The organism is Leeuwenhoekiella obamensis (assembly GCF_055391795.1).
Map to the genome: position 1 here is coordinate 515,251 of NZ_AP029251.1, position 13,205 is coordinate 528,455.

15 protein-coding genes are annotated in these 13,205 nt (G+C 37.6%); 4 read left to right on the forward strand and 11 right to left on the reverse strand.

Features of this window, described 5'->3' with window-relative positions; all coding sequences use genetic code 11:
• Positions 1 to 7: 7 nt before the first annotated feature.
• The 5 genes from ACZ5L8_RS02365 to ACZ5L8_RS02385 are packed head-to-tail and all read right to left on the reverse strand — an operon-like array spanning position 8 to position 4,865.
• Positions 8 to 1,054 (reverse strand): AAA family ATPase, encoded by a 1,047-nt coding sequence (locus ACZ5L8_RS02365; protein WP_464439480.1) that lies wholly within the window; start codon positions 1,052 to 1,054, stop codon positions 8 to 10.
• Entirely contained in the window at positions 1,054 to 2,268 is a 1,215-nt protein-coding gene (locus tag ACZ5L8_RS02370) for a DUF4350 domain-containing protein (RefSeq protein WP_464439482.1), read from the reverse strand. Before ACZ5L8_RS02370 ends, ACZ5L8_RS02365 begins: the two co-directional genes overlap by 1 nt.
• Positions 2,265 to 3,032: a DUF4129 domain-containing protein gene (locus tag ACZ5L8_RS02375; RefSeq protein ID WP_464439484.1), complete on the reverse strand. Its 768-nt coding sequence runs from the start codon at positions 3,030 to 3,032 to the stop codon at positions 2,265 to 2,267. Before ACZ5L8_RS02375 ends, ACZ5L8_RS02370 begins: the two co-directional genes overlap by 4 nt.
• Complete coding sequence (locus tag ACZ5L8_RS02380) at positions 3,032 to 3,895, reverse strand: hypothetical protein (protein WP_464439486.1); 864 nt, start codon at positions 3,893 to 3,895, stop codon at positions 3,032 to 3,034. The genes ACZ5L8_RS02375 and ACZ5L8_RS02380 overlap by 1 nt, the downstream gene beginning before the upstream one ends.
• Positions 3,873 to 4,865, reverse strand: coding sequence for a stage II sporulation protein M (locus ACZ5L8_RS02385; protein WP_464439488.1), 993 nt, complete (start codon positions 4,863 to 4,865; stop codon positions 3,873 to 3,875). Before ACZ5L8_RS02385 ends, ACZ5L8_RS02380 begins: the two co-directional genes overlap by 23 nt.
• 35 nt (positions 4,866 to 4,900) lie before the next feature.
• Between ACZ5L8_RS02385 and ACZ5L8_RS02390 the strand changes: the two genes are divergently transcribed.
• Entirely contained in the window at positions 4,901 to 5,617 is a 717-nt protein-coding gene (locus ACZ5L8_RS02390; RefSeq protein WP_464439490.1) for an RDD family protein, read from the forward strand.
• 33 nt (positions 5,618 to 5,650) lie between these two features.
• On the opposite strand, the gene ACZ5L8_RS02395 is transcribed toward ACZ5L8_RS02390, so the two are convergent.
• A complete protein-coding gene (locus ACZ5L8_RS02395; RefSeq protein WP_464439492.1) occupies positions 5,651 to 5,818 on the reverse strand; it encodes a hypothetical protein in 168 nt (55 codons plus the stop codon).
• 100 nt (positions 5,819 to 5,918) lie between these two features.
• Here ACZ5L8_RS02395 and ACZ5L8_RS02400 point away from each other — a divergent pair, with 100 nt between their 5' ends.
• The gene (locus ACZ5L8_RS02400) at positions 5,919 to 6,746 is read left to right on the forward strand and encodes an endonuclease/exonuclease/phosphatase family protein (RefSeq protein ID WP_464439494.1); all 828 of its coding nucleotides are present in this window, start codon (positions 5,919 to 5,921) and stop codon (positions 6,744 to 6,746) included.
• Positions 6,747 to 6,762: 16 nt separating this feature from the next.
• Here the strand turns inward: ACZ5L8_RS02400 and ACZ5L8_RS02405 are convergent, their stop codons facing one another.
• Positions 6,763 to 7,173 carry a response regulator gene (locus ACZ5L8_RS02405; protein ID WP_464439496.1) on the reverse strand — a complete coding sequence of 137 codons (411 nt, stop codon included), beginning with the start codon at positions 7,171 to 7,173 and terminating at the stop codon, positions 6,763 to 6,765.
• Positions 7,173 to 8,270: a sensor histidine kinase gene (locus tag ACZ5L8_RS02410; protein WP_464439497.1), complete on the reverse strand. Its 1,098-nt coding sequence runs from the start codon at positions 8,268 to 8,270 to the stop codon at positions 7,173 to 7,175. The genes ACZ5L8_RS02405 and ACZ5L8_RS02410 overlap by 1 nt, the downstream gene beginning before the upstream one ends.
• A 432-nt stretch (positions 8,271 to 8,702) precedes the next feature.
• Here ACZ5L8_RS02410 and ACZ5L8_RS02415 point away from each other — a divergent pair, with 432 nt between their 5' ends.
• Entirely contained in the window at positions 8,703 to 9,587 is an 885-nt protein-coding gene (locus tag ACZ5L8_RS02415; protein WP_464439499.1) for a hypothetical protein, read from the forward strand.
• Between the two features lie 133 nt (positions 9,588 to 9,720).
• Here ACZ5L8_RS02415 and ACZ5L8_RS02420 read toward each other — a convergent pair whose 3' ends face one another.
• On the reverse strand, positions 9,721 to 10,497 hold the full coding sequence (locus tag ACZ5L8_RS02420) for a hypothetical protein (protein WP_464439501.1): 777 nt from the start codon (positions 10,495 to 10,497) through the stop codon (positions 9,721 to 9,723).
• Positions 10,498 to 10,601: 104 nt separating this feature from the next.
• Positions 10,602 to 11,315, reverse strand: coding sequence for a class I SAM-dependent methyltransferase (locus ACZ5L8_RS02425; RefSeq protein ID WP_464439502.1), 714 nt, complete (start codon positions 11,313 to 11,315; stop codon positions 10,602 to 10,604).
• 33 nt (positions 11,316 to 11,348) lie between these two features.
• On the opposite strand from ACZ5L8_RS02425, the gene ACZ5L8_RS02430 reads away from it, so the two are divergent.
• Positions 11,349 to 11,846 carry a YkgJ family cysteine cluster protein gene (locus ACZ5L8_RS02430; RefSeq protein ID WP_464439503.1) on the forward strand — a complete coding sequence of 166 codons (498 nt, stop codon included), beginning with the start codon at positions 11,349 to 11,351 and terminating at the stop codon, positions 11,844 to 11,846.
• Positions 11,847 to 11,899: 53 nt separating this feature from the next.
• Here the strand turns inward: ACZ5L8_RS02430 and ACZ5L8_RS02435 are convergent.
• Positions 11,900 to 13,137 (reverse strand): IS3 family transposase gene (locus ACZ5L8_RS02435; protein WP_464439504.1). Its coding sequence is split into 2 segments (ribosomal slippage): positions 11,900 to 12,795 and positions 12,795 to 13,137, totalling 1,239 coding nucleotides; the frame shifts between segments, so codons are not numbered across the junction.
• Positions 13,138 to 13,205: the final 68 nt, after the last annotated feature.

The window sequence follows — 13,205 nt, forward strand, 5'->3', positions numbered from 1 at the left end:
ATGCTCACTAACGTGGTATTTCAACAGATTGCACGATCATATCGATCACCGTTTCTGGCGTCATGCCTTCCATTTCCCTTTCGGGGGAAAGGATTACGCGGTGTCTCAAAACAGGTTTTGTTGCACGTTTTACATCTTCTGGAGTGACAAAGTCTCTTCCTGAAATTGCAGCAAATGCCTTTGAAGCATTCATGATCGCAAGTGATGCACGTGGCGAACCACCTAAATACAAATGTGGATGCTGGCGCGACTTGATATTGATCTCTGCAATGTATTGAAGGATCTTTTCTTCAATAATGATTTCTTGAACCTGCTTTTTAAATTCACGCAATTGCGAAGGTTCTAAAATAGCATTGATAAGCGCTACCGGATTTTCTTCTCTGCGTTCATGATGCGACTTTAAGATCTTTACTTCGTCTTCAAGATTAGGGTAATCTACCTTTATCTTAAATAGAAATCTATCCAATTGTGCTTCTGGAAGCGCGTATGTTCCTTCTTGTTCAACAGGGTTTTGAGTAGCAAGAACCATAAATGGTGGTTCCATTTTATATTTTGTCCCGTCAATTGTCACTTGGCGTTCTTCCATAACTTCAAAGAGTGCAGCTTGCGTTTTTGCCGGCGCTCTGTTAATCTCATCGATCAAAACAATATTGCTGAAAATAGGGCCTTTTTTAAACTCAAATTCGCTGCTCTTCATGTTGAGGATCGAGGTTCCTAAAACATCACTTGGCATTAAATCTGGCGTAAATTGAATCCTGCTAAATTCTGTATTAAGCGTTCTTGCAAAAAGTTTTGCGGTCACGGTTTTTGCAATCCCAGGAACACCTTCTATTAAAACGTGCCCATCTGCAAGCAAAGCAACGATAAGCAGATCTATAAACTCATGTTGACCTATGATCGCTTTTGCCAGTTCAGACTTTAATTTTTCAACGGCATTGTGCAGATCTTCAAGAGCGATCCTGTTTTTAAAATCCAGAGATTCTTCAGTGTTTTCTGGAGTAGGAGTGAGGTCTTGATTCTCTTCTCTTTCAGGCTGATTTATATTTTCTTCCATTAGGCTGGTGTTTTAAATTTTTCAATTAGAGCGTTCAATCGTATCAGCTCGTCTTCTGTAATTGTGTTTTTTTGTCGTACTAAAATTATAGTATCTACTATTCTTTTTACTTGCTCTTGTGGTTTTATGGCTTTCGCCGAAAGGCTATCTATAAAATCCTTGTCTAACCGCTCTGTACTGATGTTGTACGAATGTCTCACATGCTCCAGAAAATGATTGATAAGATGCGCTGCGATTGATTTGTTGTCTTTTTTCTCTAGATACATTCCCGCGATCGTCTTAGTGAAATCTACCGTCTGATTAGGAAGCGCTTTAATGATCGGGATGTAGCGTTGTTCTCTTTTTCCTTTAAAGAAAACCCAAAGCATCACACCGATCAGCAGGATATAATATGCCCATTTTAAGTAGCGATTGTTGAAGATAATGTACAGCGGCGAACTGTTTATTGCCTTGCCTGCTTTGTAATGTTGATCTAGATAAATGGTGCCGCTTTTTGGCAAATAGCCTAACACTTTGCTGGTGTATTCTGCGTTGTTTTCGTCAAGCAAAAAATAGTTTGTAAATGCATACGGGAAGGTGTGCAAAATGATCTCACCTTTGCCATAAGGCATCTTGATAAAATTGATCTTAGGATCTTTAATTTTTGTAGAATCTTCTGCGCTAGCAAAATCTGCTACGCCTAAAATGGTCGCGTTTGTTGTGTCTAGCTTAATAAAATGACTCAAATTAACATCCTTGCGCAGTTTGTATGCTTTGTTACTTTTTAGTTCAGGGTTGCTAAGATTAACTAGAGGATTTTTCTGAGCATTGAGTTTGTAATAGTTCTGTGTAGATGCATTGATCGTATCCAGAACGTGCATGTCAAAAGTAGAAGAGGATATGAAAATCGTATTCCCATTATCTACCCAATCGAGAATGCGTTTTGCCTCTGCATCCCCAAAATGCATATAGCCATTTAAGAAAAAGTAGGTCGAGCCTGTTTCGGTTGAGTCCATCAGGAACTCATATGGTGGGATCTTTACTTCTTGTAATCTGTCTGCGTCAACAATTTTGTTGAGTTGGTCGTAAAAAACAAAGGTTCCAAAAGGAATTTTATCCTCTTTTGAAAAACTACCAAACCAATTGATAGGCTTTGGTTTAAAAGCTTCTAGAAGCACCAGCAGTGTGAGTAAAACTCCTAGCGCGATCAAAATTATTTTGTTGCGCTTGCTCATATGCTGCTGTTTAGGTTTTTAAATTCTTTTTCGGCTTTCGCGAAAGCGATCTCATCTACAGCAAAACTTCCATACCAGATAAAGTCATAGATGCGCGTCACTTTGCTAAAGTCTTTTTTAAGCGATGCCTCGTTGATCTCTTGTATATAATCGTGATTGGTTTTTTCGTTTTTCCAATCTATGATCTCTTTTTTGCTTAGTGATTGTAAGATCAGTAGATAATAATAACGCACTGCGAGACGATAGTTTTTTTCTTCAACCGCAGCTGCGATGAGTTTCTCTATGTTTTGATTTTCGATTATTTCTTGTTCATCGCTTAAAATGACTTTGCTAGGTGTTTTTCCCAGTAATGGTGATCCTGAAATATCCACTTTTGTGAAAAGCCAAATAAAGAAAATAAGTAGCGTAAGAATTAAAATGTAAGGTAAAGCCTCAATTAAGAATTCTAAAAATCCATCTACTTCTTTACCGCCGGTGAGCCATCTTTTGAAGCTATTCCAAAGGTCAGAAAGCCAGTCGTTAAAACGCGTCCACCAGTTGTCTGGCGCATCAAATTCTACATATTCAAACGCGTCATCTTTTTTATATTCTTCAACTAGATTTTCTTCAAACTGTATGGGTGTGACTTTGCTGTCGTCATACTGCAGTTCTTTTTTCACGACAGTATCGGTCACACTTTGCGATTGCTCGTTTTGGGCTTTCGCCGAAAGGCAAACAAGTGTAATTAAACAAAGTTGTAATGTGAAGAATACTTTTTTAAACATTAAAGATCGCTGCCTATTGAGTCAATTTCTTCCAGAGTTCCGGTTTGATTTTTCTTCTCGTTAATGTTGAAATAAATAAAGGCAATTGCAATGACTAAAAAAGACATTAAAATATATCCAATTGCTGATGATATTGTAGAAAGTGTAAGGTAAACCCAGTCTACCATAGCTAGAGGATCTCCTGGTGTATAAATGTCATTACCGGTAAAAGATTTTGTCATGCCATAAATAGCAGCAGGTAATGCGAGGATCATATTTACAAAATAGATGATGAGATACATTACTACAAGTGTAGCAAAAGTGATCCACCATTCTTCTTTAATGAATTTAAATGCGTCACTAAAAGCATCGGTCGTGCTGCGATCGTTAAAGATCATGAGTGGGAACACCATTGATAGTACAACGCCTAGATAAATACCAGGAATGATGCAAAATGCTAATCCAAAACCGGTAACAATAGACACTAGACAAGATGCTCCTAAGAAACTTAGAAATTTTGATTTTACAATTTGTCTTATTTCTTCATGATTTGCAATACCGTTATTCTCAGTATAAGATTTGATATACGTTAAGATGGTACCGTAAAAAACACCTACAAAGAGCATGTTTGTAACTGCAAAGAAAAGTACAGAGATCACAAGATTTGCTCCACTTGCAGCACTAGAATCTAAAAACAAAGAAGAAATATCACCAATGGAGTTTGTGTAATACACCGTTGCCGCTATTAATAAAACAAAAGGTATAGCAGCATTTTGCACTAATGCTTTAAAAAGTGGTTTGTACTCGTTGCGAACAAACGCAAAAGAATCTGAAAGGATATCTCCCAGTGAGCGTTGTTTTTTAAATTGTATGAACTGCTTCATGTGTTTCTTCAGCTTTAAGTTTTTTATTTAGTTTGATAGGATAAATCACGTAGTAAAACAAGATAAGTGCGAGTGAGCAGCTTATAATGAGTATGGCAAGCCAGTCTGGCATTTCGGTATGACGAGTCACAAAACCTTCTAGGAAACCGGCGATCACAAAGAAAGGTACGGTGCTGGCAACGACCTTTAGCCCGTCTTTCATGCCTCTTTTAAAAGATTCTAATCTAGAATATGTGCCAGGAAACAAAATGCTATTTCCCAGAACAAGACCAGCGCAGCCAGCAATAATGATAACAGAAATCTCGATAGTTCCATGAATCCAGATCGTTCTTGCAGATTCCCAGAAAACGCCTTTATCATAAAAAAAGTATTGAAAAGATCCCAGCATAACGCCATTGCGCATCATGATATATAAAGATCCAATGCTAAAGATTATTCCATAAATAAATGCCATAAAGGCTACAGTTATGTTATTGATCGTTATGCCCAGAAACATATCTGTTTCATTCATTTTTTTATAAACGGCCATCGGGTCATTACTCTCAATATTTTCTAAGGTCTGGTTTACATACATATCACCCAGTATCATTCTCACATAAGCAGCATCAGTAGCTGCGCTATAGGCTCCTAAGATGGTAAAAAGCAAAAACACGCTAAAAGCAATAAGCAATTGCTTCTGGTATTTGCAAAACATTAGCGGGAACTCTTTTGTATAAAATGTAATGAATCTGCGAGAAGATTCGCGCTTGGCTTTGTAAATCTTTTGATGCGATTGTGAAGCGAGATAATTAAGGTATTGCGCTGTTTTACTGCTAGGGTAGAAGGTTTGTGCGTAGCTTAGATCATCAGTAACTTCTATATAAAGCGCTGATAGCTCATCTGGAGACAAATTGTTTTGTTTGTCTGCAAGAACTTTTTCAAATCTTACCCATTTATCCTTATTTTGCTTCACGAAAGCCGCTTCGCGCATATTCTTCTGCTTAGAACGGTAAAGAAAACGAATTCATGGATAATTTTCAAATTGAAACAGCTCAAAATGTAAGCATTCAACAGAATGTTGCAGGAGTGGGAGATAGAATACTAGCCTTTCTAGTTGACTTACTTATTTTAGTTGCTTACTACATTGTATCTCTTTTTGTCATAAGCATGACCAGTTTAGAAAGCGCTGGTGGCGAGTGGGTGTATATGCTCATTTTAGGATTGCCCACTTTGCTGTATTATTTGCTTTGGGAAACGTTGTGGAGTGGCAGAACACCTGGCAAAGCTGCGATGAACCTTAGAGTTGTAAAACTTGATGGTTCTAAACCAGGTCTAGGAAGTTTCTTCATACGCTGGATCATGAGGTTGATAGATATTTCTATAACTTCTGGTGGTGTTGCTTTGTTCATAATACTCTTTACAGGTAAAGGTCAGAGACTTGGTGATATGGCTGCAGGAACAACTGTAATTAGCGAAAAGAAAAAAGTAGGATTAAGTCATACGATTCTAGAAACCATCCCGGACGATTACATACCGGTTTATCCTCAAGTTACCGTGTTTTCAGATAAAGACATTCAGAAGGTTAAGACCATTTACAACACTGCAAAACGAAATGGTAATCACAATGTGATCATCAAATTAAGCGAAAAGCTAAGCACAACCATGCAAATCACTCCGCAAGAAACGCCTATCGCTTTTGTAGACAGAGTGATCAAGGATTTTAACTATTATACGCAACAGTAGTTTTTTTCGCTTAAAGCGAAATTGACAAAGATATTATTGCTCACGCTTGGGTAAAAACTGCCTGATGATATACACGATCAGCGCCACGCCTAGACCTAGAAGAAGCCCTTTGCCAAAACTTGGGTCAATAAAAAAATGGATCACCACAGCGATAACTGCCAGTACGCCAAATAAGATCGCAGAGTATAGATGTTTTTGCATGAGGCAAATATAAAGAGACACGTTTTATTATCTATTTTATAACCTTTAAATCTGTTTTAAGTGATTAAAAAGTGATAGTTTTCAAGAAAATTTATCGATCATGAAACTCAGACTTTTTCTCATTTTATCTCTATTAGTAACCATTGCAAGCGCACAAGACTTGAGGGTTATGACATATAATATTAAATATGATAATCCTGGAGATACTGAGAATAACTGGCAAAAGCGCAAGAGTTTTATGCTTAATCAGTTGCGTTTTCATGCTCCTGATGTTTTTGGGGTGCAAGAAGCCCTTGTGAATCAAATGCAGGATCTAGATAATGGTCTTGAAGATTATGATTACACAGGTGTGGGCCGCGACAACGGAAAGGAAAAGGGAGAATATTCTGCGATCTTTTATAATAAGAAGAATTTAAAATTTATTGATGGTGAGACTTTCTGGCTTTCGCCAACGCCAGATGTGCCTTCTAAAGGTTGGGATGCGGCGATCTTAAGAATTTGTACGTATGCCCATTTTATGGATAAGCGCACAGGTGAAGAATTTTATATGTTTAATACACACTTTGATCACATAGGTGATGTTGCGCGTTTAGAAAGTGCAAAATTGATCTTGAAAAAGATGAAAGAGATCAATACTAAAGATTTGCCTGTGATCTTAACAGGAGATTTTAATCTTACTCCAGAAACTGAGGGTATCAAGGCGATCACTAAAGAGATGAAAGATTCTTATGCTTTGATAGGTGATAAGCATTTAGGCCCAGAGGGAACTTTTAATGGTTTTCATTTTAATGAGCCAGTTACAAACAGAATTGATTATATCTTTCTATCTAAAGGAGTTGATGTAATAAAGCAAGCGACGTTGAGTGACAACTGGGATCTGCATTATCCTTCAGATCATTTACCGGTGGTTGCAGATCTAGAATTTTAGCGAAAGCTAAAATTCACTATGCGTTGAAGAAATTTTGCTCAACAAGATTTGCAAAACGCTCTTTGGTAAGCGGTTTGGGTAAATAGCCAGAAACTACGGGATAATTTTTATGCATAGTCCAATCTTGCGGATTAAGCGATGTGCTTAACATATAGATTTTGACCTTATGCGAAATGTTGCTAATTGTAGATTGGTATTTTTCTAGAAATTGCCAACCGGTCATTCTGGGCATATTTATATCTAGAAAAACGAGTTGTGGAAGTTGAGACGCGTTTTCTGGCGTATCATCAAAATACGTTAATGCTTCTTCGCCGCTTTTTACACTTATAACATTGTCTACGTAACCTGTGAGGTTGATCACCATGGTATTAAGAATATTGGTAACCTTGTCATCATCTATAAGAAGTACACAGCCTAACTTGCTCATCACACTACGGGTATTGAAAAGTAGAATGTGCTACCTATATTTTCTTGACTTTCAATCCAGATCTTACCCTTATGAATGTCAACTACTTTTTTGCAGTGCGCTAGACCTATGCCAGTGCCATCATAATTATTCTGATTAGGTAGGCGAACAAAGATTTGAAAGAGTTTGTCAAACTCAACTTTTGGGATACCTATACCATTATCTTTAACGCTAAAGATAAATTTCTTGGACTCCTTCTTGCAATTCACTTCAATTTTAGGGGATTTTCCCTTACGGTGAAATTTAATCCCATTAGTGATAAGATTTTGAAAGAGCAGTCTTAACTCCATGGGATAGCCTTTAATCACAGGCATTTCTCCCACTTCTATAGTTGCGTTCTTCTTCTGAATGAAATCATCCAGATCATCTTGAATAACATCTAAAGTCTTCTGAACATCAACCTCTTTTTGTTCTGTTTTTTGCCCTATGCTTGCATATTGCAACAGACCTTTGATCAAATCACTCATACGATCTGTAGCATCTGTCATATACGTTAACAGCTGATCTGCGGTGTCATCCAGCTGATGATTGTATTTTTCTCGTATGAGACCAACAGCACCTTTTACAGTGTTAAGTGGCTCATTAAGGTCATGACTTGCTATATACGCAAACTGATTAAGTTGGTTATTCTTTACTTGAAGTTCTGCGGCTTTGCGCTCAAGTTCTTGTTCAGTGAGTTTCTTTTCGGTTAGATCGCGTGTCACTTTACCGTAACCAGTAATATTACCAAAGTCATCTTGAACTGCCGTAATAGTTACACTTGCCCAGAAACATGAACCATCTTTTCTTACACGCCAACCTTCATCGTGCGCTCTGCTCTCTTTGCGAGCTTGAGCCAGCAGTGTTTGTGGCTTACCTGCTTTGCGGTCTTCTTCAGTATAGAAATTAGTAAAACTTTTACCTATTATTTGATCTTCATTATATCCTTTGATCTTGCGAGCGCCGTTATTCCATGAAGTTACGATCCCATCATTGTCTAGCGTAAGAATGGCATAATCTTCTAGATCACTTATCATTCTGTATAAGATATCATCTTGCTTAGTGCCAATGATTTTCATAATAAATTAGGTAGAGTTGAAGTTTAACAAATATAAAATTTATTTAACATTTTGAATATCACTGTTTTGAATAAGACATAAAAACCCGTGTTTATACTCGTTAAAAAATGTTAATTTGATAAATAATACTTGTACTTTTAAAGATTAATTCAGTTTGTCATCAATAGGCAAGAACTATTTAAGTTACAATTAGCGAGAATTTTCTGATGTTAATTAGTTTTTGAAAAGTATATTGAAATTGAATTTTTATCATTTTCATGGAATGAAATAAATCTCGCATTATCATTATCTTATTGAAGTTATACTGGTGATGTTAAAACAGTGCTAATTTTTTTGCAGAGTTTCAGCATCTATACACTTTTGATACGGTAAATACGTTTACCGAATTAACACTCAAAACGAATTATTTTTTAGAACCAAATCTAATCAACAATGGAAAACGAAAATAAAAACACAGGTTTAAAAGTAGTCTTGGGAATACTGGTAGTATTACTAGTAGTCGCTGGTGCTTTTGCCATCAAACTTTATAATCAAGAAAAAAATACAAAGGCAGAACTTACTAAGGAAAAAGAGGTTGTGCTTACAGATCTTAAACAAATGGTGTCTAAATATGATGCTGTTATAGAAGAGAATAATCTTAAAGATACTGAGCTTAACACGGCTCGTGATCGCATCCAGCAGCTTATTGATAGCGTGCAAGTGATGGAGGCTGATATGGCAGTTTTGCGTCGCTACCGTGATGAGGTTTACAAATTGCAGAGAGAAAGAGAATTCCTTTTTGCTCAGAATGATAGCTTACGCGGAAGCAACCAAAGACTTTCAATGCGTGTGGACAGCACAACTTATGAGCTAGAAGTTTCTCAAATGAAGCGCGATAGTATCAATAACGAGAATCAAAGACTATCTGAAAAAGTTCAATTAGGAGCAAGTCTTGCTGCGAGTAAACTTACAGGAACGGGTGTCATCGTGAGAAGCAGCGGTAGACTGGTAGAGAATGACAACGCAAATCGCGTAGATCGCATTAGAGCTTGCTACACTGTGCCTCAAAATCCTATTGCAGAGGCTGGAGACAAAAAGCTTTATGTTCAAGTTCTAGATCCACAAAACAACGTTCTAGGTGAGAATAAAACCGTGACGATTGACAGCGTTACAAGTGTAAACTACAGCACGATCTCAAAATTCTATTACGACAATACAGCACTTGATATCTGTGAGAACATTCCTCCTAGAGGTGAGAAGTTTGCAGAAGGAGTTTATAAAATAAATATTTATGATGGTGGCCGCCTCATTGGTCAAACCACCGTTGTGCTAGACTAATTACAATACATTTGTAGGTTGAAATTTCCGTTGTTAGACAATGTCTAGTGGCGGAAATTTTTTTTGGCTTTAAGCCAAAAGAAAAGCCGAGCGATCACCCGGCTTCTCATTTTTATATTGTGACAAAGGCGATTTACTTACCGCCGTTCGCTCTTAAGTCTTGAAGACAAAATTCACCAAAATCTGGTACGCTATTAAGATCTACCATGCTGCCAATATTCGCAACGGTCTGGAAGTACATCAAGCAATCATCTTCTGTGCAGTGTCCAGAATTCTCATCATCGTGATGATCATTTACCATTTCAGATCCTAGATCAACAAGACCAAAAAGATGACCAAATTCATGAAGCATTGTCGTAGCTTCCATCGTGGCTCTGCTAGGGCCGGTAAACTGCTCAGAAATATCTTGTATGGTCTTCTCGTAGATCACACAAGAAGTGTTGCGGTAAGCGGTTCCTAACTTTGCAGTGTTGCCTGAGTCATCCTCGCTGCTTTGATCAGCAAAAAATATCCAAACAGCAAGATCATCGCCTGTGTTATAAATGGTTCTGTTATCATCTTCTATCTTTTTTACTTCGTCAATAGAAAATGTTCCCACATCCGTAGCAGGAATCTCAGTTTCTATAATTGAGAATCCAGAGGGTTTATTGGTGCGATCTGTAAGCATTTGAAGCAATCTATTGATTGCGCTTTCTGTAGGCTTGTGACCGGCAACATAGCCTAATTCTAATGTGATGCTATTATATGTGTCAGCAGATAAAAGATCGTGAGCAGATGCGCCCAGGCGTTTTTGATTACCGGCTTTAGGATCCTCAGGAGAAGGTGATGGGCCATCGCCATCTTGAGAACATGAGTTTAGGGCAAATACAACAAAGCTCAAAAAGATGAGCTTCAAAAAATTCTTTTTCATTCAATAATCGTTTTGTGGTAAAAATAAGTGTTGAGGTAGGTTTATGCTTCTTTTTCACAAAATGAAGCCGTTTTTTAACAAAAACAGATCAAAATTGATTAGAATCACTGGTTTTTAGTCAATCTTGCGAGATAATCATGATGTGGGCCATCCATCACTTTTTCTGCTGTGAGGCCGTGGTTTGTTGCAATATCTTTAAGCAAACCATAATGAATATATAGCCAATCAAACTCCTTTGATTTCTTGTTCTTGTATTTTGTGCGGTAGGTGACTTCGCCATAATAATAATCAGACGGGATCAATAAACTTCCATCTTCTTCCTCATACATATAAATAAGATCTGAAGAATCGAGCAAGATCTGGCCACCATCGGCAAGAAGTTCTTTGAGATGATCAATGTATTGTGTGAGTTTTTTGAGATTCCCAAAAATCCCAGTACCATTCATTAAAAGAATAATGGTATCATATTTACCTTCCTTAAAATTTAAGAACGCAGTGCATTCAGCATTTTTAACGCCTTGTTTTTTACAGATATCTATCGCTCCAGCAGAGGTGTCAATTGCGGTAACATCCATGCCTTTTTCTTGCAAATACAACGAGTGGATCCCAGCGCCACAGCCTACATCCAGCACTTTGCCCTTACAAAGATCTAGCGCTTTTTGCTCAATATCTGGCATGTCTTCATACGATCTAAAGAGATAAGGAACCGGTATAATATCTTCATCTGCAATAGAAGAAATCACCTTAATATCTGCAGTATAATTATCGTTGAGATAATCTTGCATTGCCATGCCAAAAATATCTGTATCTAAGCTCATCTAACCCGTTTTCAATTGTTGTAATTTTGCATTATGGAAGAATTTATCAAGCAACTTCCGCAGCTCGCCAAAGATAATCATAAGGAGAACGCTGCCTACTTTAAAAAGTTGCGTAAAAAGCCGCCTAAGGATCTAGACTACAAAATGCAAGAATTGCATGATGAAGAATTTGCACAAACTGATTGTTTAGAATGCGCAAATTGCTGTAAAACAACAGGACCGCTTTTTACAGATAAAGATATTTCGCGCATAGCAAAACATTTTAAAATGAAAGATGCGCAATTCATTGACACATATTTGCGGGTTGATGAAGACAATGATTATGTGTTGCAGGAGCTTCCATGTCCATTTCTAGCGGCAGATAACTACTGTTTGATCTACGAAGTTAGACCTAAGGCTTGCGCCGAATTTCCGCATACGGATCGCAGGAAATTTCAGCAGATATCTAATCTTACGTTGAAGAATGTAGCCATTTGTCCGGCAGCTTTCAATATCGTTGAGAAGATGAAAAAACGCATTCCGGTGCGATAGATTTTATTTGGCTTAATGAGTCGTCCTAAAATAGGTTGACAGTTTTTAATAATTTAAATCAATCCCTTGGAGCTAGCTTCAAGGGATTTTTTGTTGTGTATAAAATTAGGTGTTTTGTAGTTAAGGCTTAGATGTGGTCTTTGATTATTATAAGTTTTAATAGACTGCTGAACTAGCAGGCTAAGTTCTTTGCCTGTATTGCATTTGTTTATCAAGAACTCTCCCTTCAATATCCCGTTAATTCGTTCTGCTAATGCATTTTGATAACAGTCATATCCATCTGTCATTGAGGGGATCGCATTTGATCGCTTCAATTGAGTTTGGTACAACGAAGAACAATACTGCAAGCCTCTGTCAGAATGATGTATTACCTCGCTTGATGTGGTTCTACTCTTATTAGCCATTTTCATTGCTTTAACTACATTTTCTGCACTCATGTCATCACTTAGATGATAGCCCATTATTTTTCTGCTAAAAGCGTCTGTCACCAAGGAAAGATAATGTGTCCTTTCTCTACTCTTGATGTAAGTAATATCGCTTACAAAGTATTGCTCTGGTCTTACGGGTGTAACATCTTTCATTAGGTTAGGGTGTTTTTTTAGCCAATGCCGAGAGTCTGTTGTCCTTGTGTAATTCTTTCTTGGTTTTATAAGCATTGATTCTGACCTGAGATAATCAAATAAGGCGTCCCTGCCTATTTTAACTCTCATCTTTTCAAACTCAACGTTGAGTAAATAATACAGTTTACGAGTACCTAGTCTTGGCATTTGCTGGCGCACCCTTAAAATCAGCGGTTTGATCAAGGCAAGTTCATCAGCTCTTGTCCTTTCTCGCATTTCTGCTTGATAGACAGCCTGTCTGCTTATCCCAAACAATCTGCAACAACGTGACAGGCTTAGTCGGTGTTCTTGCCGGATTCGTTGGATTGATTGGGCAAATACTTTTTTCGAATAGAAGTTCCGTATTGCTGATCTGAGATATCGATCATCGTGTTGAGAATCTTATTCTTAAGCTTCTCATCTGACAGCTCTTTTTCAAGCCTCTTGATCTTTTGAGCAGGTGTTTCTTTCATTGTATTACAGCTAAGTCTTGTCTTTGGTTTACTCCAGTCTAAGGTACCGTGTTTGCGCAACCAAACCAAAACAGTACTCCTTCCTTGAATACCGTACGCTTTTTGGGCTTGCTTATAAGTCATTTCGCCCTTTTCTACCTGAGATACAACCGCCAATTTAAAGCCTAAATTGTAATCACGCTGAGTACGTTTCTTCTCAGCTCCTTCTGAGTCTTTCATAAATAAGTCGAATTTGTGTCAACTTATTTCAGGACGGGACATAAAAAATAAAAAAGCCTTCCTGATCA